The organism is Pseudonocardia adelaidensis (assembly GCF_039543345.1).
Lineage (GTDB): Bacteria > Actinomycetota > Actinomycetes > Mycobacteriales > Pseudonocardiaceae > Pseudonocardia > Pseudonocardia adelaidensis.
In genome coordinates, this window is the sequence record NZ_BAABJO010000012.1 from 74,038 (window position 1) to 93,714 (window position 19,677).

Sequence of the window (19,677 nt, forward strand, 5' to 3'; positions counted from 1 at the left end):
GCTGTACCTGGAATCGGACATCGGGCCCCGACCGTTACCTGTGGTCGCGAGTCAGCCCGGATTCACCCATACGGAGTAGAGGGATCAGGGCTGAGTGAGCAGGTAGCGGCCGAAGTGGGGCACGGTGAAGGCGATCTGCCCCCGCTGGGCGGAGAAGACGAGCCCCTTCTTCAACAGGCTGTCACGGGCCGGGGAGAGGGAGGAGGCCTTGCGGCCGAGGCTGTCGGCGATCCCGGCGGTGCCGACCGGCTCGTCCCTGCCTTCGGAGAGCTCGGCCATCGCGCGCAGGTACTCCCGCTCGGCGGGGGTCGCCCGCTCGTACCGGGACCCGAAGAACCCGACGGCGAGCTCGCTCTCGGCCTCCGGCGCCGCCAGCTTGACGTCGGCGGCCCCGATCGGGCTGCGGGGTGCGGCGTCCCACGCCGCCTTCCCGTAGGCCTGCACGAAGTACGGGTAGCCGCCGGAGGCCTCGTACAGCGCATCGAGGGCGTCGACGTCGAACGCGGCGTCCTCCCGCTCGGCGGGCGCGAGCAAGGCGAAGTCGGCGTCGGCGCGGTCGAGCTTGTCGATGCGCGCGTACTTGAACAGCCGTTCCGAGTAGGACTTGGACGCCGAGAGCACCGCGGGCAGGTGCGGCAGCCCCGCGCCGACGACCACGAGCGGGGCGCGCGACTGCGACAGCTCGTGGCAGGCCGCGCAGAGCGCCGACACGTCGTCCGGCCGCAGGTCCTGCATCTCGTCGATGAGCAGCGCGACGCCCGCCCCCACCTCCTGGGCCAGCCCGGCCACCTCCGTGAACAGCTCGACGAGGTCGATCTCGATGTCACCGGAGTCGGCCCTGCCGTGGGTCACGGCGACGTCGATGCCCGGCTGCCAGCGGTCGCGCAGCTTCGCGCCGTCGGGCGCCGACCGCATCGCGAACGCCTTCAGCACCCCGAGCACCTCGTCGACGCGATCCGGGTCGACCGCCTCGTCCCCGGCGCGCTCCGGGTCGCGGTGGCGCACCGCGAGGTCGCGGATCGCGCGGTGCAGGGCCGCGGCGAGGGGGCGGCGCAGGTCGGCGTCGGGCCGCGCCTCGATCTTCCCCGCGCCCCAGCCGGCCCGCATGGCCATCGAGCGCAGCTCCCCGAGGAGCACGGTTTTGCCCACCCCGCGCAGGCCGGTGAGCACCAGGCTGCGCTCGGGCCGGCCGCGAGCGACCCGCTCCAGCACGATCTCGAACGCGTCGAGCTCCTTGTCGCGACCGGCGAGCTCGGGGGGCCGCTGGCCCGCACCGGGCGCGAACGGGTTGCGCACGGGGTCCACGCATCGGACGGTATCGGCGAATCTTGCCCGGACCGTAGAAGCTGCTATCGAACACGATGGCGTGTCGCCGATCGGCCGTTCTACGCCTTTCTAGCTATCGCAGTAGAGAAGGGGATAGAGCACGATCAGGCGCGGCGCGTGGCGGCATCGGCGATGCAGAACACGCCGAACGCCCCGAAGCCCACGGCAACGACGGCGAGCAGCCAGGCCCCGGCCGCGGTGGCGCCGAGCGCGCGGAGCGCGGCGTCCAGCCCGCCGGCCCGCCCCGGGTCGGCGAACAGGGCGGCGGCACCGGCGAGGACCCCGACCACCCCGAACGCGAGCGCTCGGGCGAGGTGGCCCGCCGCCCCCACGACCTCGATGGCCTGCCGCACGCCCGGGCCGAGGCGACGGACGTCGAGGTCGCCCATGAAGGTGCGGCGCAGCCCGGTGTAGGTCATGGCACCCGCGATCCCGAGGATCACGATCGCGGCGAGCCCGAGCAGCGCCCGCCCCGCCGGGAGCGCCAGCACGTCCGCCGCCACCTCCTGCACGGTGGTGGCGCCGGACCCCATGCCGGTGAGGTAGTTGACGACGATCACCGCGAGGCCGGTCATGGTGACCGACTTGGCGACCGCACCCACCCGCTTGCGCATCCGCTCGTTGCCGGACACCCAGCGGAACCCCACGGTGGCCGCCGCCACCTGCCAGAGCGCGAAGGCGACCAGCCCGAGCGCGCCGACGCCGAGCGCGAGCGCGCCGCCCGGCGTGTGCGCGATCGTCCCGACGGCACCCTGCGCGTCGGCCGGCGCGTCCGGAACGCCGAACGCGACCTCGAGCGCGAGCCACGCGACGACGAGGTGCACCACCCCGTAGCCGACGAGCCCGATGCGACCGAATGCGTCGACGATGCGCCCGGGTGCGTCGGAACGCCCCTCGCGCACGAGCCGACGCAGGCGCGCGAGGCGTCGAACCATTCCATCACTCCGTATCCGGCCGTATCGCCAGCGCTCTAGACAACCAGATACTCCGCGATCTGGTTGCCAGTGTCCCGGGCCGGAGGTCCGGTGCGCAGATCGACGGATCCAGGTTTCCGTTGGGTGTGCCGGTGGGCCGGCCTCGTACCGGGCGTACTCGGCCGGTTCACCGATGCGCCCAGCGGGAAGCTGGGCCGTCGAGGTGCGTGGTGGACCTCCGGCCCGGGACACTTGAATTGTGACCGAGATCGTGACCGAGGGGAGCGGCTGGTACGAGCAGCCGGGCGACCGCGCCGAGCTCGACGTGAGCTTCACGGCGGTGGCCCGCACGCGCTCCGACGCCGTCCGCGCCCTCGGCCGGCGCATGACGGCCGCGGAACCCGCGATGGTGCGGCCCGGGCTGCAGGTGCGGCACCGCAGGGTGCGGGTGCACAACGAGTGGCGGGACAACACGATGATCGGCTGCCGCGCCGGCGAAGACCTCGCGCTCGTCGTCACGGACGTCGCCGAGCTCGACGCGGTGCTGTCGGCGCTGGTGGGGGCCGAGCCCACCGGCCTGAACGGGCCGAGGTGGGTCCTCGAGGACCCGGCCGCGGCGCTCCGGGAGGCGCAGGAACGCGCGGTGAGCGATGCCCGCACCCGGGCCGAGGGCTACGCCGCCGCGCTGGGCGGCACGCTCGGGCCGTTGCTGAGGCTGTCCGAGGTGCCCGAGCACGCCGCACCCGTCGCCTACCGGATGGCGGCGGCCGAGGCCACCGGCCCCGACGTGCGCGCCCTCGGCCTGGAGCCGGAACCGGTGCGGGTCACGGCGAGGTGCACCACGACCTGGGTCCTGGATCTCTGACCGTCAAGTTCGGTGGGTCAGCGCGGTTCGCCGGGCACGACCGTGCCCTCGATGATCAGCCGGTCGGGCCGCGGGGTCGGCTCGGGATCGACCACCTCCCCGTCGACGACCTCCCCGTCGACCACCGGCGCCTGCGCGCGGATCCGCGCGGTGCGCAGCTCGGGCGAACGCTCCTCGGCGGCCTTCACCAGCCTGCGGCGCACCAGCCCACGGGTGGGCGGCAGCAGGAGCAGCAGACCTGCGAGGTCGGTGACCAGGCCGGGCACGAAGAGCAGCACACCACCCGCCGCCACGAGCACGCCGTCGGTGAGCTCGGCGGTGGGCACCCGCCGGTTGCTCACGGCCTCGGCGAGGGCCTGCGCGGCCCGCACCCCCTCGCGGCGGGCGAGCCACAGGCCGATCACCGAACCGGCCAGGAGCACGAGCAGCGTCCAGCCCAGCCCGATCGCCGAACCGAGCGCGACCAGCGCGACGATCTCGACCACGAGGTACAGGAGCACGAACGCCATGCCCCAGTAACGCACGAGATGCCGTCCGTGCTCCCGGCTCCCAGTCACGGATCGGTCACCACGTGAGCGCGAGCCCCGGATCCGTGAGCAGCGCGCCGACGTCGGCGAGGAACCGGGACCCCTGTTCGCCGTCGACGAGGCGGTGGTCGAACGACAGCGCCAGCTGGCACACGGTGCGCACCGCCAGCTCGCCGTCCACCACCCACGGCGTCGGCTTGATCGCGCCGACGGCCAGGATCGCCGCCTCGCCCGGGTTGATGATCGGGGTGCCCGCGTCCACGCCGAACACGCCGACGTTGGTGATGGTGAACGTGCCTCCGACCAGGTCGGACGGCGGTGTCTTCCCGGCGCGGGCGGTGTCGGTGAGATCGGTGAGCGCGCCGGCCAGCTCCCGCAGGGAGAGCGTGTCGGCGTCGCGGATCTTCGGCACGATCAGCCCGCGCGGGGTGGCCGCCGCGATCCCGAGCTGCACCCGGTCGTAGTAGACGATCTCGCCGGCCGGCTCGTCCCACGAGGCGTTCACCTCGGGGGTGCGCTTCGCGGCGAGGCACACCGCCTTCGCCACGAACGCGAGCGGTGTGAGCTTCACCTCGGCGTACTCGCGGCTGCCGCGCAGCCGGTCCCGCAGTTCCATCGTGGCCGTGACGTCGACGGCCAGGAACTCGGTGACGTGCGGCGCGGTGAACGCGCTGCCCGCAACGGCCGCCGCGGTGGCCTTGCGCACCCCGCGGATCGGCTCGCGCCGCACCCCGCCCACGCTCGGGGCCGGAGCGCTCGGGACCGGAGCGACCGCGGCCTCGACGTCCGCGCGGGTGACCACGCCGCCCTCGCCGCTGCCGCTGATGCTCCGCAGGTCGACGCCGAGATCCTTGGCGAGCTTGCGCACGGGCGGCTTGGCGAGCGGCACGGGCCCGCGGCTCGGCTCGGGTTCGGGCGCCGGCTCCGGTTCTGCAGCAAGGTGGCTTTGCTCCGGAGATGCCGGGGCAAAGCCACCTTGCTGCGGTACGGGGGTGGTGGCCGGGCGGCGGGGGCGGCGGGTCGCCGATGCCTGGCGCGGGCCGTAGCCCACCAGGTTGGGGACCTCCTCCTCGTCGCCCGCGCTGCGGGCGGGCGCCTCCCCGCCCGTGTCGATCGTGATGATCGGCGTTCCGACCTCGATCGTCCGGCCGGGCTGGGCGAGCAGCTCGCTCACCGTGCCCGCCCACGGGCACGGCAGCTCGACGGCGGCCTTGGCCGTCTCGATCTCGCACAGGACCTGGTTGACGGTGACGGTGTCGCCCGGCCCGACCTGCCAGGCGACGATCTCGGCCTCGGTCAGCCCCTCACCGACGTCGGGCAGGGTGAACTCGCGAAGCGGCACGACGTCACCAGGCCAGCGAGCGGTCGACGGCATCGAGGACGCGGTCGAGGTCGGGGAGGTAGTCCTCCTCGCACTTCGACGGCGGGTAGGGCGTGTCGAACCCGGTGACCCGCAGCACGGGCGCCTCCAGCGAGTAGAACGCCTCCTGCTGGACCCGGGCGGCGAGCTCCGATGCGATCGACGACTCCGACGGCGCCTCGGACACGACGACGAGGTGGCCGGTGCGGCGCACCGACTCCACGACCGGGGCGAGGTCGAGCGGGGACAGCGTGCGCAGGTCGATCACCTCGAGGTCGTGGCCGTCGGTCTCGGCCGCGGCGGCCGCGGAGAGGCAGGTCTTCAGCATCGGCCCGTAGGTGGCGACCGTCAGCGTGCTGCCCGGGCGCACCACGCGGGACGTGAAGAGCGGCGGCGGGTCGGCGTCCGGGTCGACCTCGCCCTTCTCCCAGTACCGGCGCTTCGGTTCGAAGAAGATCACCGGATCGTCGGCTGCGATGGCCTGCTGGATCATCCAGTAGGCGTCGGACGGGTTCGAGCAGGCCACGACGCGCAGCCCGGCCGTGTGCGCGAAGTACGACTCGGGCGACTCGCTGTGGTGCTCGACGGCACCGATGCCCCCGCCGAACGGGATCCGCACGACCACCGGCACCGGGACCTTGCCCTGCGACCGGTAGTGCAGCTTGGCCAGCTGGGAGACGATCTGGTCGAAGCCGGGGAACACGAACCCGTCGAACTGGATCTCGCACACCGGCCGGAAACCCCGGATCGCGAGCCCGATGGCCGTGCCGATGATCCCCGACTCGGCGAGCGGGGTGTCGAGCACGCGCTGCTCGCCGAAGTCCTTCTGCAGCCCGTCGGTGACCCGGTAGACGCCGCCGAGCTTGCCGACGTCCTCCCCCATCACGATGACCTTCGGGTCCCGCTCCATCGCGGCCCGCAGGCCGTTGTTCAGCGCCTTGGCCAGGGTCGTCTGCGCCATCTCAGACCCTCCTGGCGCTCGAGCCCGCAAGCGGTTCTCCGGTCTCGAAGGATGCGTGGTAGTCCAGGTACGCGGCGCGCTGCGCCTCCAGCACCGGCGACGGCTCGGCGTAGACCTGCGAGAACATCCGGTCGGGGGCGGGCTGCGGCATGTTCACGCAGAACTCGCGGAACCGGGCGGCCAGCTCGTCGGACTCGGCCTGCACCTCGTCGAAGAACTCCTGCCCGACGTGGTGCTCGCGCACCAGGTTCACCCGCACCCGCTCGATCGGGTCCTTGAGCTTCCACAGCTCCAGCTCGTCGGCGAGCCGGTAGCGCGACGGGTCGTCGGACGTCGTGTGCGCGTCCATGCGGTAGGTGAACGCCTCGATCAGCACCGGCCCGTTGCCGGAGCGGCACTCCTCCAGGGCCCACCGCGTGACGGCGAGGCAGGCCAGCACGTCGTTGCCGTCGACCCGGATGCCGGGGAACCCGTACCCGCCCGCGCGCTTGTAGAGCGGAACCCGGCTCTGCCGCTCGGTGGGCTCCGAGATGGCCCACTGGTTGTTCTGGCAGTAGAAGACGACGGGCGCGTCGTAGACGGCGGCCCACACGAAACCCTCGTGCACGTCTCCCTGGCTGGTGGCGCCGTCGCCGAAGAAGCAGATCGTGGCCTCGCTGTCGGGGCCCTCGCCGACCTTGCCCTCGAACTTCTGGCCCATCGCGTACCCGGTGGCGTTCAGCACCTGGTTGCCGATGACGATCGTGTAGAGGTGGAAGCGGGTGGCCTTCGGGTCCCAGCTCCCGTGGTCGGTGCCGCGGAAGATCCCGAGCAGGTCCGTGGGGTCGATCCCGCGGGTCCACGCCACCCCGTGCTCCCGGTACGACGGGAAGGCCATGTCCTGGGGCGCCATCGCGCGCCCGGCGCCGATCTGCGCGGCCTCCTGGCCGAGCAGCGGCACCCAGATGCCGAGCTGCCCCTGGCGCTGCAGCGCGTTGCCCTCGCGGTCGAAACGGCGCACCAGCACCAGGTCGCGGTAGAGGCCGCGCAGGGCGTCGACGTCGAAGTCGGAGGCGTACCCGTCGAAGCGGGGGTCGGAGACCCGCTCACCCTCCGGCGTGAGGAGCTGGACGAGCTCGGGGTCGCCCTCGTCGGTGGCCTTCAGGCCCGCGACCACCTGGTCCCGACTGGGCCGCCCCTCCTGCACCCCCGCGGTCGGCGGGGTCCAATCCCGTGGAACGGACACGGTGCCTCCTCGTGTTCATCGACCCGCTCCCGCTCGTGGCGGGACGCGGGGCGGGTGCGGTCGGGGCCCCGGTGCGGGTCCACGACCGGCTCAGGGCGTCATCCTGACACGGCACACGGCGGCGGGGGAGGTTGCCGCGCAATGGCGAACGGCACGTCCCGAGTACATCGGGACGTGCCGTTCGGCCGCTCCGCCTGCGCTACCGGCCCGGCTCGGTGGGGCCGGCCTGACCGGGCTGGGGCTGGGGCTGCGGCGGCGGGGTCGGCGCCGAGTAGTCGGCCGTCTTGCCGAAACCCGCGTTCTGGTCGTAACCCTGCGTGTACCCGTTGCCGGTGGCGCCGTAGCCGGGCGTCTGCCGGATCCCGGCGAACCCCTTCGCCTTGTCGGTCACACCGCGGATCTGGCCCGAGTACTTGCCCTTCGTCTGCTTGTCGACGAACGACGCCGCCTGGTCGAGGTACTTGGCCGCCTTGTCGGGATTGCTCTTCGCGTAACGGCGAGCTGCCTCGGCCGCGGTGGCCAGCAGGGCGAGGCGTTTGATCAGGGCCATCAGTCCTCCGTTGGGGGTGGTTCTCACCGCGGACAACGCGCACACGGTGTCTGCCGGTTCCGGGAGTACCCAACCTAGCCCCGTGGCTCACAGGACATTCGCACCGAATCACTCTGGGTGATGTCACCCAACAGTGACCAGCGACGAGATGTCCGAACGGCGTACGAGTGGCAGCATCCCCGCGTAATCACCGCCCACGAGGAGGTCCATCGTGCCCGCCATCCGCCGTTCGTTCCCGGTCGCGCTCGGCGCAGCCGCGCTCGCCGCCCTGCTCGCGGGCTGCGGCGCAGGCGGCGACGACAGCGGCGGCGCGCCACCGGCGGGCGCGCCGGGTGGCGCCCCCGGTGGCGCCGCCCCGACCGAGACCGTCCCGACGGTGGACCGCGACGACGCGCTGGCCAAGATGGTGCCGCAGCAGATCGCGTCCGACGGCGTGCTGCAGTTCGGGGTCGACGCCTCCTACGCGCCGAACGAGTTCACCGCATCCGACGGCACCACGATCATCGGGATGGACGTCGACCTGGGCACGGCGATCGCGCAGAAGCTGGGGCTCAAGGCCCAGTTCGAGAACACCCAGTTCTCCGGGATCATCGCCGGCGTCCAGGCCAAGCGCTACGAGATGGCGATGTCGTCGTTCACGATCAACGACGAGCGCACCAAGGTCGTCGACATGGTCAGCTACTTCACCGCGGGCACGAGCATCGCCGTCGCGTCGGGCAACCCGCAGAACATCAACCCCGACGACCTCTGCGGCCTGAACATCGGCGTGCAGGCCGGCACCACGCAGGTCGAGGACATCGCCGCCCGCAACCAGGCGTGCCAGTCGGCGGGCAAGCCCGCGATCCAGGTGACGGAGCTGCAGGCGCAGTCCGACGTGACGCTGGCGCTCGCGGCGAACCGGATCGTCGCCATGCTCGCCGACTCCCCGGTCGTCGCCTACGCGGTCAGCACCACCGACGGGGCGGTGGAACAGCTCGGCGACACCTACGACACCGCTCCGTACGGCGTCGCCCTGCCGAAGGGTGAGGGCCAGTACGCCGAGGCGGTGCGCAGCGCCGTGCAGGCCCTGATGGACGACGGCACCTACTCGACGATCCTCGACAAGTGGAACGTGGCCGACGGCGCGATCGACACCGCGGAGATCCGGAGCTGACGGGTGGCCGCCGAACCCCTGCCACTCGAGAAGGAACGGCCGAAACCGATCGAGGCCGTGCCGGTGCGCCACCCCGGTCGGTGGCTGGCCGTCGCGGTGCTGGCCGTGCTGGCGGCGATGTTCGTGAACACGGTGATCACGAACGACAACTTCCGGTGGCCGATCGTCGCGCAGTACCTGTTCTCCCCGCCGATCCTCAACGGCCTGCAGAACACGCTGATCCTGACGGTGCTGTCGATGCTCATCGGGATCGTCGGCGGGGTCGCGCTCGCGGTCATGCGGCTGTCGCCGAACCCGGTCCTGTCCGGAGTGTCGGCCGTCTACATCTGGCTGTTCCGCGGCACGCCGCTGATCGCGCAGCTGCTCTTCTGGAACTTCCTGGCCGCGCTCTACCCCCGCCTCTCGCTGGGCATCCCGTTCGGGCCCGAGTTCGTCTCGTTCGACACGAACCAGCTGATCAACCAGTTCGCCGCGTGCCTGCTCGGCCTCGGCCTCAACGAGGCCGCCTACATGGCGGAGATCGTGCGCGGCGGGCTGCAGTCGGTGGACCAGGGGCAGAGCGAGGCGGCCGGGGCGCTCGGCATGTCGCGGGCCCAGACGTTGCGCCGGATCGTGCTCCCGCAGGCCATGCGGGTGATCATCCCGCCCACCGGGAACGAGACGATCTCGATGCTCAAGACCACCTCGCTCGTGGTCGTCATCGGGTACTTCGAGCTGCTCACGTCCGCGCAACGGATCTACTCCGTCAACTTCCAGACGATCCCGCTGCTCATCGTGGTGGCCATCTGGTACCTGGCGCTGACCTCGCTCCTGTCCGTCGGGCAGTACTACGTCGAGCGCTACTACGGGCGCGGCACGAACCGCGGGCAGACCGGCGCCCGCCTCTTCCCGCGGCGCGACCAGCAGCAGGCGGCTGGAGCACACGGATGAGCGTCCCCATGGTCGAGGCCACCGAGGTCCACAAGAGCTTCGGACGGGTCGAGGTGCTGCGCGGCATCGACTTCGTCGTGCAGCCCGGGGAGGTGGCCTGCATCATCGGGCCGTCGGGCTCCGGCAAGTCCACGTTCCTGCGCTGCATCAACCACCTGGAACGGATCGACGCCGGGCAGATGCGGGTGAACGGGGAGCTGATCGGCTACCGGGAGGCGGGCGGCAGGCTCTACGAGCTGCGCGAGTCCGAGGTCGCCCGTCAGCGGCGCGACATCGGCATGGTGTTCCAGCGCTTCAACCTCTTCCCGCACATGACGGCCGCCGAGAACGTCATGGAGGCCCCGCGCACCGTCCGGCGGGAGCAGCGGCAGTCCGCCCGCAAGCGCGCCGTGCAGCTGCTCGAACGGGTCGGGCTCGCCGAGAAGTGCGATTCCTACCCCGGGCAGCTCTCGGGTGGCCAGCAGCAGCGCGTGGCGATCGCGCGGGCGCTGGCGATGGAGCCGCGGCTCATGCTGTTCGACGAGCCGACCTCCGCGCTCGACCCGGAGCTCGTCGGCGAGGTCCTCGACGTCATGCGCGGCCTCGCGCGCGACGGCATGACGATGGTGGTCGTCACGCACGAGATGGGCTTCGCGCGCGAGGTCGGCGACTCGCTCGTGTTCATGGACGAGGGCCGGGTCGTGGAGGCCGGCAACCCGCGCGAGGTGCTGACCGACCCGAAGCACGAGCGCACCCGGTCGTTCCTGTCGAAGGTCCTGTAGCCGAAGCCGCTCGTTCCGGAGGTGCTCAGCGCTTGGGCCAGTGCCACGCCGGCCGATCGAGCATGCCCTGGCCCTCGAGCACGGTGGCGCCGAACTCCTTGTCCAGCTCCAGCAGCGCCGCGGCGTCGTCGGCGGACTCGAGGGCGCGCACGAGCGGCCGCGCGTGCGTGACGACGACGACCTGGGTGCGGGCGGCGGCGACGGAGATCAGCGCCGCGAGTGCGGGCAGCAGGTCCGGGTGCAGGCTGGTCTCCGGCTCGTTGAGCACCAGCAGCTCGGGCGGGCGCGGGCTGAGCAGCGCCGCCACCCACAGCAGGTAGCGCAGTGTGCCGTCGGAGAGCTCGGCGGCCGACAGCGGGCGCAGCAGCCCGTGCTGGAGGAACCTCAGCTCGAACCGGCCGTCGTCGCCGGCCGCCACCTGCAGCTGCGACCCCGGGAAGGCGTTGTCGACGGCGGCGCGCAGGCCGTCGGCGTCGCCGACCTCCTCGATCGTCTGCAGCGCCGCCGCGAGATCGGCTCCGTCGTGGTCGAGCACGGGGGTGCGGGTGCCCACCCGGGCCTGGCGCGCGGGGGCGTCGGCGTCGGTGCGGAAGTGGTCGTAGAACCGCCACGAGCGGATGCGCTGGCGCACGAGCAGCACCTCGGGCGAGATCCGCGGGTCGGCGAACGCGGTGAGCATGCTGTCGGTGAGCCCGATGGCGTGGGGCTCCCGACCCCACGCCCCGCCCTGCTCGCGCGCCCGCACGACGGGCCCGGCGCGGTCGGCGAGCAGCGCGGCAGGCTTCAGCACCCGGCCGCGCCACACGCACTCCCGCTTGAACTCCGGATCGCGGATGAAGGCCGTCCGCGTCGGGATCGGCATGCCCAGGTCGAGGGCGTAGCCGAAGTCGTCTCCCGCGAAGCCGAGCCGCAGCCCGACGGGCTTGGAGCGCCGCGTGCCCTGCACCGGCGCCCTGCCCTCGCGGACCGCCCGGCCGACCGAGTCCGGACCCGCCCACAGCGCGGACGGCAACCCGCCCTCCCGGGCGAGCGCGGCGACGGCCCCGTTGCGCGCGGAGTCGGCCAGCAGCCGCAGCGCCCGGTACAGGCTGGACTTCCCGCTCCCGTTCGCGCCGGTGACGACGGTGAGCCGGGACAGCGGCAGCACGAGATCGCGCAGCGAGCGGTAGTTCTCGACCGCCAGCGTGGTCAGCACGGCGCAGACGCTAGCGGCCCCCGCCGCTCGGGCGCGATCCTGACAGACTCGACGGGTGGCCGTCACCGACGAGGCGATTCTCAAGATCAAGGCGATGATCCGGTCCGGCGAGCTGCGTCCCGGAGACCGGCTGCCGCCGGAGAAGGAGCTGTCCGATGCGCTCGGGCTCTCCCGCAGCTCGCTGCGCGAGGCCGTGAAGGCCCTGGAAGTGATCCGGGTGCTCGACGTCCGGCGCGGCGACGGAACCTACGTCACCAGCCTCACGCCCGACATCCTGCTCGACGCCATGTCGTTCGTGGTGGACATCCACCAGGACTCGTCGGTGCTCGAGCTGTTCGAGGTGCGCCGGATCCTCGAGCCCGCCGCGGCCACGCTCGCCGCCCCCCGCGCGACCGCCGCCGACATCGAGCACCTGCGCGACCTGGTCGCCCAGGTGCACGGCACCACCTCGGTGGACGACCTCGTGGCCAACGACCAGGTGTTCCACCGCTACATCGCCGAGCTCGCCGGCAACGCCTACCTGACCAGCTTGCTCGAGACGCTCTCCAGCAGCACCCTGCGGGCGCGGATCTGGCGCGGCCTGTCCGAGGAGGGCGCCGTGGAGCGGACGCTCACCGAGCACCGCGCCATCGTCGACGCGCTGGCCAGGGGCGATGCCACGCTCGCGGCCGCCCACGCGACGGTTCACATCAACGGCGTGGCGGAGTGGCTCCGGCAGGCGGTGGGCTGACCCAGAAGTCAGCAAAGCCACTTTCACGACGCGTGGCGTCATGAAAGTGGCTTTGCTGACTTTCTCGGCCGCCTACTGGTAGAGCAGCGGCTGGATTTGCTGGCTGTCGATGTTGCTCTTGTCGTACCAGTAGAAGCCGGTGTCGATCACCTTCGGCAGCGGCTCGTTGTGGATGGCCTTGACCGCCGCGTCCACGAGGGCCTTACCCATGCCGATCGGGTCCTGCGTGACCGCGCCGAGCATCTGGCCGTTCTTGATCGCGTCGATCTGGCCCTGGCCCGAGTCGAAGCCGATGACGGTGAGCCCGGTCTTGCCGCTCTCGGCGACCCCGCGCAGCACGCCGATCGCCGATCCCTCGTTGGCGGCGTAGATCCCCTTGAGGTCCGGGTTGGCGGCGATGATCGCCTTGGTGATGTCCGCCGACTTGGCCTGGTCGCCGCCGCCGTACTGCGGGTCGAGGACCTGGATGCCCGGCGCGTTGGTCCGCATCCACTCGAGGAAGCCGTCGCGGCGGTCCTGGCCGGTGCGGCTGGTCTGGTCGTGCACGACCAGGCCGACCTTGCCGGTGCCGCCCAGCGCCTCGGCCATGTGCTTCGCGGCCTCGGCCGCGGCGGCCTTGTTGTTGGTGGCCGCCGTGGTGAGCGGGATGTCGCTGTCGACGCCGGAGTCGAACGCGATCACGGGGATGTTGCTGGTCTTCGCCTGCTGCAGCAGCGGCGCAGCGGCCCGCGAGTCGAGCGCCGCGAAGCCGAGGACGTCGGGCTGGCGGCCGAGCGCGTTCTGCAGCATGTTGACCTGCGCCTCGACCTCGGACTCGCTGGCCGGTCCCTCGAAGCTGATCCGCACGCCCTGCTTGGCCGCTTCCTGCTCGGCGCCCTGCTTCACGGCCTGCCAGAACTGGTGCTGGAAGCCCTTGGAGACGATGGCGACATAGGGCTGGTCGCCACCCCCGCCTGCCTCGGACGATCCGCCGCAGGCGGCGGCCGTCAAGGCGAACGCGGCCGCCGCGATGGCCGCTCCTATCCGGTGGATCCGCATTGTCGATCGAACTCCCTTGGTCGAGGTGGATGAGTCAGGCGGTGGTGCTCTTGCGCGCCCGGTCTGCATACACCGCGAGCAGGATCACGCAGCCGAGGATGACGTTCTGCCATTCCTGGGGGATGGACATGATCTGCAACCCGTTGTTCAGCACCGAGATGATCAGAGCACCGATGACCGTACCGACAATCGAGCCCTTGCCTCCCGAGAGGGAGGTACCGCCGATCACGACGGCGGCGATCGCCTGGAGCTCGTACCCCATGCCGGTGGCGGGCTGCGCCGAGCCGAGCCGAGCCGAGATCATCACGCCCGCGAGACCGGTGAACAGGCCGGCCAGCGTGTAGATCACGATCTTCCAACGGCGCACGTCGATGCCGGAGAGCGCGGTGGCGTCCTCGTTGCTCCCGATGGAGTAGGTGTAGCGCCCGAGCACCGTCTTGTTCAGCAGCACGCCCGCGATCACCGCCGCGACCGCCAGAATGATCACGGCATTGGGGAAGTTGGCGCCGGGGATGATGCTGCCGATGGAGATCTCGATGTAGCCGGGGGTCTGGTCGAAGTAGATCGGCGTGCTGTTCGACACGACGAGCGCGAGCCCCTGCGCCACCAGCATCATCGCGAGCGTCGCGATGAACGGGGGCAGCCCGAGCACGGCCACGTTGAGGCCGTTGACGAGGCCGATCAGGCCGCCGAAGAGCAGTACCCCGAGCACGCCGAGCGGCAGCGGGACCCCCGCGTTCACGATCAGCACGCCGGACATCACGGCGCACAGCGCCATGCCGGTGCCGATCGACAGGTCGATGCCGCCGGTGATGATCACGAACGTGGTGCCGAGCGCGAGCGTGCCGATCACGACGGTCGAGAACAGGATGTTCGTGATGTTGCCGTAGTTGAAGAAGTTCGGGCTGAGGACCGAGAAGAACACGAAGATCACGAGCAGGCTCGCGAAGGCGAGGAACTGCTGCAGCCCGGCCCGCAGCGTCTGGCGCACCCCGGTGGGGGCGTCCTTGCGCTGCTCCTCCTCGGTGGCGGTGGGGGTGGTCATCGCGCAACCTCGCTTCGCTCGGTGGGCGATGCCAGCGGTCGCTGTGACATTGATTCGCTCGCAAGCTCGCTCATTGAACGGCCTCCGTCTCCGGACGCAGGGTGGCGAGGTGCATGACGCTCTCCTGGGTGGCTTCGGCTGCATCGAGTTGCCCGGTGACCCGGCCTTCGCTCATGACGACGACCCGGTGCGACATCCGCAGCACCTCCGGCAGTTCGGAGGAGATCATGATGATCGACTTGCCCTGGGCGGCGAGGTCGTTGAGCAGCCGGTAGATCTCCTCCTTGGCGCCCACGTCGATCCCGCGGGTCGGCTCGTCGAAGATCAGGACGTCGCAGTCCTTGACGAGCCACTTCGCGATGACGACCTTCTGCTGGTTGCCACCGGACAGGAACTTGGCGGTCTGGTCGACCGACGGGGTGCGGATGCGCAGCGACTCCACGACCTCGCGCGAGCGCGCCCGCATCGCCCGGTCGCGCACGAAGCCCCACTGCTGGAACCGCTCGCGGATCGAGCTGAGCCCGATGTTGGCGTTGACGTCCTGCTCGAGCAGCAGGCCGAGGTGCTTGCGGTCCTCGGACAGGTACCCGATGCGGTGCCTGGCGGCCTCCGCCGGGCTCGTGATGTGCACGGGCTCGCCGCGCAGCTCGATCGTGCCCGACTCGACGGGGTCGGCCCCGACGATCGCGCGGGCGACCTCGGTGCGCCCGGCCCCCATCAGCCCGGCGAAGCCGAGGATCTCGCCCTCCCGCAGCTCGAACGAGACGTCCTTCAGCAGTTCCTTGGTGGACAGGTCGCGCACCGAGAGCACGACGGGCCGGTCCGCCCGCACGCCCTCCGGCCCGAGCCCGCCCGCGATCTCCCGGCCCACCATCCGCGAGATGACCTCGCGCATCGAGGTGGTGGCCGTGTCGAGGGTGTCGATGTAGCGGCCGTCGCGGATCACCGTGATCCGGTCGGTGATCGCCTTCAGCTCGTCCATCCGGTGCGAGATGTAGATGACGCCGGTGTCCGGGCGCCGGAACCGCCGGATGAGGTCGTGCAGCACCTGCACCTCGGCGTCGTTCAGCGCCGCGGTGGGTTCATCCATGATCAGGATACGGGGCTCGTAGGAGAGCGCCTTGGCGATCTCGACCATCTGCTGCTTCGCGACGGTCAGGTCGCCCACCCGCTGCCGGGGCTTCAGGGGCAGGTGCAGCCGCTCGAGCAGCTCGGCGGCCCTCGCCTCGAGCGCACGCTCCCCGAGGAAGACCCGCCCGGCCCGGGGCTCCCGGCCGATGAAGAGGTTCTGCGCGACCGTGAGGTCGGGCATCAGGTTGAACTCCTGGTGGATGATGCTGATGCCCTGCTCGAGGGCGTCGCGCGGACCGCTCACGCGCAGCGGCTCCCCCTCGAGGAAGAACTCGCCCTCGTCCGGGGTGTAGATGCCGGACAGCAGCTTCATCAGCGTGGACTTGCCCGCGCCGTTCTCCCCGACGAGCGCGAGCACCTCGCCGTGGCGCAGCTCGATGTGCATGTCCTGCAGGGCCCGTACGCCGGGAAAGCTCTTCCCGACGCCGCGGGCCTCCAGCAGCAGCGTCCCGGTCATGTGACGACGCCCTTCCGGAGGATCGCGTTGCCGTACACGCGGGTCTCGCCGGTGCGCACGATCAGGTACGCGGGCGCGGCAGCCTCGTAGAACTCGTACCGGTCGAGGAACCGCACCTCGGTCGTGCCGGCCGCGGCGATCAGCTCCTTCTGCACGGGGAGCTGCTCGCCGTCCGGCGCGGCCATGAGGTCGACGGCGGGCGCGTCGTCGAGCGGCACGACCGTGCGGATCGCGGCCATGAGGTCCGGCGTCGCGACGCCGGGCAGGTCGAGCACGCGGACGCCGAGCCGGTGGGCCGGGAAGTGCGCGTCGGCGAGCACGACGGCGTCCGTGTGCCCCATGGCGTCGAGGTGCGCGAGCAGCGGCCCGCTCAGGAGCGGGTGGATGCCGGAGAGCACGGCTCCTCCTCGGAGTTCGTCGGCGCCAGCCCGTAGACGCGCTGCGCGTTGTACGTGCGGATCTTGCCCTGCTCATCGTCGGTCAGCTCGCCGAGGAGCCCGGCCATGACCTCCCAGGTGCCGGCGTACCCGGCGGTGAGCAACGTCATCGGCCAGTCGCTGCCCCACAGCAGCCGGTCCGGGCCGAAGAGCTCCAGCGCCGCCTCCCACGCCGGGCGGATGGCCGCCGCCGTGAACGGCTCACCGCGCACCTGCAGCCCCGACACCTTCGCCACGGTGTTCTGGCGCGCGGCCACCGCGGTGAACGCCTCCCGCCACTGCGGGAAGTCCGGCCGTCCATGGGGCGGCTTGCCCAGGTGGTCGAGCACGACCGTCAGCTCGGGCAGCGCACCCGCCAGGTCGGCGGTGGCGGCGAGGTGGCGCGGCCAGGCGTCCGGCACGTCGTAGGGCAGGCCGCGCTCGGCGAGCAGGCCGAGCGAGGTCCGCACGGACGGCAGCGCGAGGAAGTCGTCGCGCGGGTCGTCGTGCACGAGGTGGCGCACGCCCCGGAACGCGGGGTCGGCGGCGAACCGGTCGAGCTGTGCGGCGGCGACCGCCGGGTCGTCCAGCTGCACCCACCCGACGACGCCGGCCACCCACTCGCGCTCAGCGGCGACCTCGAGCATGAACTCGGTGTCGGTGACCGAGTCCTCGGCCTGCACGAGCACCGCCCGGTCGACACCGACGGCGGCCAGCTCGGGCTCGGCGCGGTCCGCGGTGATCGTGGTGTGCAGCGGCCCGAGCTCGGGCGTGATCCACGAGTACGCGCTGCGCTGCAGGTCCCAGAGGTGCAGATGGGAGTCGATCACGGCAGGAACCCCTCCGCGGCGAGGTCCGCCCACAGCGCCGCGGGGATCGGCTCGGCGATCCGGGCGACGTTCTGCTCGATGTGCGCGGGCTCGGTGGCGCCCAGCACGATCGCGCGGACCACCGGCTCGCGCAGCGGGAACTGCAGCGCAGCGGCCGGCAGGTCCACGCCGTGCCTCCGGCAGACGGCCGCGAGCCGCCGCGCCTCCTCGACGACGTCGGCGGGGGCGTCGCCGTACTCGTAGTGGGCGCCCGGCGCGGGGTTCGACGTCGCCAGCAGCCCGGAGTTGAAGGCGCCCGCGACGACGATGCCGATCCCGCGCTCCCGGCACTCGGGGATCAGCTCGGGGGCGGCGGGCTGCTCGAGCAGCGTGTAGCGGCCGGCGACCATGAGCAGGTCGAGGTCGCCGGTGCGCACGCCCGCGAGGTGCGCCGCCACCGACTTCGAGCCGATCCCCACCGCGCGCACGACGCCCTCGTCGCGCAGCGCGACGAGGGCCGGCACGGCGCTCGCGACCGACCCCTCCATGTCGTCGTACTCGTCGGGGTCGTGCAGGTACAGCACGTCGACGCGGTCGAGGCCGAGCCGTTCGAGGGACTCGTCGAGGCTGCGGCGCACGCCGTCGGCCGACGGGTCCCACACGCGGCGCGGGTCGGCGGGCACCACGAACCCGCCTTCCTCGTCCAACTCATCTGATGTTTCGGGGCTGGGAACGAGCCGCCTGCCGACCTTGGTGGAGACGACGAACTCGGCGCGCGGTCTGGTGGCCAGGAAGGCGCCGAGCCGGCGCTCGGCGAGCCCGAGCCCGTAGTGCGGCGCGGTGTCGAAGTAGCGGATGCCGCAGTCCCACGCGGCTTCCAGCACCGCGTGCGCCTGCTCGTCCGACATCGCCGTGAAGAGGTTGCCGAGGTTGGCGCCGCCGAAGCCGAGCTCGCCCAGTTCGGGCACGCGGTCAGGCATCACGCGTCACCGTGTGCGCGGCGAGGGAAGCGGCGTGCATCTCGGTGCCCGCCCCGGGCTCGGTCGGGGTCCGGTACCGGCCTCCGGCCACCCGGACCGGCGTGACGAAGTGCTCGTGAAGGTGGTCCACGAACTCGATCATCCGCCCCTCCAGCGTCCCGGACACGGCGACGTAGTCGAACATCGCCAGGTGCTGCACCGCCTCGCAGAGCCCCACGCCGCCCGCGTGCGGGCAGACCCGCACCCCGAACTTGGCCGCGAGCAGCAGCATCGCGACGTTCTCGTTGACGCCCGCCACGCGGGTGGCGTCGATCTGGAGCACCTGCAGGGCGTCGGCCGCGAGGAACTGCTTGGCCAGCACGCGGTTGGCCATGTGCTCCCCGGTGGCCACCGGGATCGGGGCGATGCCGCGCGCGATGGCCGCGTGACCGAGCACGTCGTCCGGGCTGGTGGGCTCCTCGACCCATGCGAGGTCGAAGCTCGCCAGCTCCTTGATCCACGCGATCGCGTCGGCGACGTCCCAGCGCTGGTTGGCGTCCACCGCGATCCGGATGTCCGGCCCCACCACCTCGCGGGCGATCCGCAGCCTGCGCACGTCGTCGGCGAGCTCGCCGCCGACCTTGAGCTTGATCTGGTCGAACCCCTCCTCGACGGCCTCCCGGCACAGGCGCGCGAGCTTCTCGTCGTCGTAGCCGAGCCAGCCGGGGGTCGTCGTGTAGGCGGGGTAGCCGTCCCGCAGCAGCCGCTCCTCCCGCTCGGCCCGGCCGGGCTCCGCGCCGCGCAGGATCTGCAGCGCCTCCTCGGGGGTGAGGGCGTCGGTGAGGTAGCGGAAGTCGACGAGGCCGACGAGCTGCTCCGGCGTCATCGCGGCGAGTACCTGCCACAGCGGGCGGCCCTCCCGCTTGGCCCGCAGGTCCCACAATGCGTTGACGACCGCGCCGATCGCCATGTGCATGACGCCCTTCTCCGGGCCCAGCCAGCGCAGCTGCGAGTCGTGCACGAGATCCCGCCAGGTGCCGCCCATGTCGGCGAGCAGCGGTTCGACGTCCTTGCCGACGAGGTGGCCGGCGAGCGCCTCGATCGCGGCCACCTGCACGTCGTTGCCCCGGCCGATCGTGAAGACGAACCCGTGCCCCGAGTCGCCCGCGTCGGTGACGACCCGGACGTACGCCGCGGAGTAGTCGGGGTCGGGGTTCATCGCGTCCGACCCGTCGAGCTGGAGCGAGGTCGGGAACCGCACGTCCGCGGTGTCCAGAGCGGTGATGCGGCTCACGCGCAGTCCTTTCTGCCGATGCGCGGCTCAC

At 71.8% G+C, this 19,677-nt stretch carries 20 protein-coding genes; 5 read left to right on the forward strand and 15 right to left on the reverse strand.

Annotation, left to right across the window (positions count from 1 at the left end; genetic code table 11):
- Nucleotides 1-84 precede the first annotated feature (84 nt).
- A complete protein-coding gene (locus tag ABEA81_RS17655; RefSeq protein WP_345606224.1) occupies nucleotides 85-1,305 on the reverse strand; it encodes an ATP-binding protein in 1,221 nt (406 codons plus the stop codon).
- Between the two features lie 125 nt (nucleotides 1,306-1,430).
- Nucleotides 1,431-2,261 carry a DUF1206 domain-containing protein gene (locus tag ABEA81_RS17660; protein WP_345606225.1) on the reverse strand — a complete coding sequence of 277 codons (831 nt, stop codon included), beginning with the start codon at nucleotides 2,259-2,261 and terminating at the stop codon, nucleotides 1,431-1,433.
- Nucleotides 2,262-2,499: 238 nt separating this feature from the next.
- On the opposite strand from ABEA81_RS17660, the gene ABEA81_RS17665 reads away from it, so the two are divergent.
- A complete protein-coding gene (locus ABEA81_RS17665; RefSeq protein WP_345606226.1) occupies nucleotides 2,500-3,105 on the forward strand; it encodes an SIMPL domain-containing protein in 606 nt (201 codons plus the stop codon).
- Nucleotides 3,106-3,122: 17 nt separating this feature from the next.
- On the opposite strand, the gene ABEA81_RS17670 is transcribed toward ABEA81_RS17665, so the two are convergent.
- The 5 genes from ABEA81_RS17670 to ABEA81_RS17690 all read right to left on the reverse strand — a co-directional run bounded on the left by ABEA81_RS17670 (nucleotide 3,123) and on the right by ABEA81_RS17690 (nucleotide 7,728).
- On the reverse strand, nucleotides 3,123-3,662 hold the full coding sequence (locus ABEA81_RS17670) for an FxsA family protein (protein ID WP_345606227.1): 540 nt from the start codon (nucleotides 3,660-3,662) through the stop codon (nucleotides 3,123-3,125).
- A 7-nt stretch (nucleotides 3,663-3,669) separates the two neighbouring features.
- Nucleotides 3,670-5,007 carry a dihydrolipoamide acetyltransferase family protein gene (locus ABEA81_RS17675; RefSeq protein WP_345606228.1) on the reverse strand — a complete coding sequence of 446 codons (1,338 nt, stop codon included), beginning with the start codon at nucleotides 5,005-5,007 and terminating at the stop codon, nucleotides 3,670-3,672.
- Nucleotides 4,979-5,953 (reverse strand): alpha-ketoacid dehydrogenase subunit beta, encoded by a 975-nt coding sequence (locus ABEA81_RS17680; RefSeq protein ID WP_345606229.1) that lies wholly within the window; start codon nucleotides 5,951-5,953, stop codon nucleotides 4,979-4,981. Before ABEA81_RS17680 ends, ABEA81_RS17675 begins: the two co-directional genes overlap by 29 nt.
- Nucleotide 5,954: 1 nt before the next feature.
- Nucleotides 5,955-7,178, reverse strand: a complete 1,224-nt coding sequence (gene pdhA / locus ABEA81_RS17685; RefSeq protein ID WP_345606230.1) for a pyruvate dehydrogenase (acetyl-transferring) E1 component subunit alpha — start codon at nucleotides 7,176-7,178, stop codon at nucleotides 5,955-5,957.
- Between the two features lie 199 nt (nucleotides 7,179-7,377).
- The gene (locus ABEA81_RS17690; protein WP_345606231.1) at nucleotides 7,378-7,728 is read right to left on the reverse strand and encodes an antitoxin; all 351 of its coding nucleotides are present in this window, start codon (nucleotides 7,726-7,728) and stop codon (nucleotides 7,378-7,380) included.
- A 211-nt stretch (nucleotides 7,729-7,939) separates the two neighbouring features.
- On the opposite strand from ABEA81_RS17690, the gene ABEA81_RS17695 reads away from it, so the two are divergent.
- Genes ABEA81_RS17695 through ABEA81_RS17705 form a run of 3 tightly spaced genes read left to right on the forward strand, consistent with a single transcriptional unit; the run spans nucleotide 7,940 to nucleotide 10,572 of the window.
- The gene (locus ABEA81_RS17695; protein ID WP_345606232.1) at nucleotides 7,940-8,881 is read left to right on the forward strand and encodes an ABC transporter substrate-binding protein; all 942 of its coding nucleotides are present in this window, start codon (nucleotides 7,940-7,942) and stop codon (nucleotides 8,879-8,881) included.
- Between the two features lie 3 nt (nucleotides 8,882-8,884).
- Nucleotides 8,885-9,811 (forward strand): amino acid ABC transporter permease, encoded by a 927-nt coding sequence (locus ABEA81_RS17700; protein WP_345606233.1) that lies wholly within the window; start codon nucleotides 8,885-8,887, stop codon nucleotides 9,809-9,811.
- Entirely contained in the window at nucleotides 9,808-10,572 is a 765-nt protein-coding gene (locus ABEA81_RS17705; RefSeq protein WP_345606234.1) for an amino acid ABC transporter ATP-binding protein, read from the forward strand. Before ABEA81_RS17700 ends, ABEA81_RS17705 begins: the two co-directional genes overlap by 4 nt.
- A gap of 25 nt (nucleotides 10,573-10,597) precedes the next feature.
- On the opposite strand, the gene ABEA81_RS17710 is transcribed toward ABEA81_RS17705, so the two are convergent.
- Nucleotides 10,598-11,767, reverse strand: coding sequence for an AAA family ATPase (locus tag ABEA81_RS17710; protein ID WP_345606235.1), 1,170 nt, complete (start codon nucleotides 11,765-11,767; stop codon nucleotides 10,598-10,600).
- Between the two features lie 55 nt (nucleotides 11,768-11,822).
- Here ABEA81_RS17710 and ABEA81_RS17715 point away from each other — a divergent pair, with 55 nt between their 5' ends.
- Entirely contained in the window at nucleotides 11,823-12,497 is a 675-nt protein-coding gene (locus tag ABEA81_RS17715; RefSeq protein WP_345606236.1) for a FadR/GntR family transcriptional regulator, read from the forward strand.
- 72 nt (nucleotides 12,498-12,569) lie between these two features.
- Here ABEA81_RS17715 and ABEA81_RS17720 read toward each other — a convergent pair whose 3' ends face one another.
- The 7 genes from ABEA81_RS17720 to ABEA81_RS17750 form a co-directional block, all read right to left on the reverse strand.
- On the reverse strand, nucleotides 12,570-13,535 hold the full coding sequence (locus ABEA81_RS17720) for an ABC transporter substrate-binding protein (protein WP_345606237.1): 966 nt from the start codon (nucleotides 13,533-13,535) through the stop codon (nucleotides 12,570-12,572).
- Nucleotides 13,536-13,569: 34 nt separating this feature from the next.
- Complete coding sequence (locus ABEA81_RS17725) at nucleotides 13,570-14,580, reverse strand: ABC transporter permease (RefSeq protein ID WP_345606238.1); 1,011 nt, start codon at nucleotides 14,578-14,580, stop codon at nucleotides 13,570-13,572.
- A gap of 70 nt (nucleotides 14,581-14,650) precedes the next feature.
- Nucleotides 14,651-16,168: a sugar ABC transporter ATP-binding protein gene (locus ABEA81_RS17730; protein ID WP_345606239.1), complete on the reverse strand. Its 1,518-nt coding sequence runs from the start codon at nucleotides 16,166-16,168 to the stop codon at nucleotides 14,651-14,653.
- Entirely contained in the window at nucleotides 16,165-16,566 is a 402-nt protein-coding gene (locus ABEA81_RS17735) for an RbsD/FucU family protein (protein ID WP_345606240.1), read from the reverse strand. The genes ABEA81_RS17730 and ABEA81_RS17735 overlap by 4 nt, the downstream gene beginning before the upstream one ends.
- Nucleotides 16,539-17,414 carry an amidohydrolase family protein gene (locus tag ABEA81_RS17740; protein WP_345606241.1) on the reverse strand — a complete coding sequence of 292 codons (876 nt, stop codon included), beginning with the start codon at nucleotides 17,412-17,414 and terminating at the stop codon, nucleotides 16,539-16,541. The genes ABEA81_RS17735 and ABEA81_RS17740 overlap by 28 nt, the downstream gene beginning before the upstream one ends.
- Nucleotides 17,411-18,373, reverse strand: coding sequence for an aldo/keto reductase (locus tag ABEA81_RS17745; RefSeq protein WP_345606242.1), 963 nt, complete (start codon nucleotides 18,371-18,373; stop codon nucleotides 17,411-17,413). The genes ABEA81_RS17740 and ABEA81_RS17745 overlap by 4 nt, the downstream gene beginning before the upstream one ends.
- A complete protein-coding gene (locus ABEA81_RS17750) occupies nucleotides 18,366-19,646 on the reverse strand; it encodes an L-fuconate dehydratase (protein ID WP_345606243.1) in 1,281 nt (426 codons plus the stop codon). The genes ABEA81_RS17745 and ABEA81_RS17750 overlap by 8 nt, the downstream gene beginning before the upstream one ends.
- Nucleotides 19,647-19,677: the final 31 nt, after the last annotated feature.

What these genes read in the sequence shown, in the direction of transcription:
- ABEA81_RS17725 (WP_345606238.1), bottom strand. Translation starts at nt 14,580, where the DNA reads ATGACCACCCCCACCGCCACCGAGGAGGAGCAGCGCAAGGACGCCCCC.
- ABEA81_RS17705 (WP_345606234.1), top strand. Translation starts at nt 9,808, where the DNA reads ATGAGCGTCCCCATGGTCGAGGCCACCGAGGTCCACAAGAGCTTCGGA.
- ABEA81_RS17680 (WP_345606229.1), bottom strand. Translation starts at nt 5,953, where the DNA reads ATGGCGCAGACGACCCTGGCCAAGGCGCTGAACAACGGCCTGCGGGCC.
- ABEA81_RS17660 (WP_345606225.1), bottom strand. Translation starts at nt 2,261, where the DNA reads ATGGTTCGACGCCTCGCGCGCCTGCGTCGGCTCGTGCGCGAGGGGCGT.
- ABEA81_RS17690 (WP_345606231.1), bottom strand. Translation starts at nt 7,728, where the DNA reads ATGGCCCTGATCAAACGCCTCGCCCTGCTGGCCACCGCGGCCGAGGCA.
- ABEA81_RS17745 (WP_345606242.1), bottom strand. Translation starts at nt 18,373, where the DNA reads ATGCCTGACCGCGTGCCCGAACTGGGCGAGCTCGGCTTCGGCGGCGCC.
- ABEA81_RS17675 (WP_345606228.1), bottom strand. Translation starts at nt 5,007, where the DNA reads ATGCCGTCGACCGCTCGCTGGCCTGGTGACGTCGTGCCGCTTCGCGAG.
- ABEA81_RS17720 (WP_345606237.1), bottom strand. Translation starts at nt 13,535, where the DNA reads ATGCGGATCCACCGGATAGGAGCGGCCATCGCGGCGGCCGCGTTCGCC.
- ABEA81_RS17730 (WP_345606239.1), bottom strand. Translation starts at nt 16,168, where the DNA reads ATGACCGGGACGCTGCTGCTGGAGGCCCGCGGCGTCGGGAAGAGCTTT.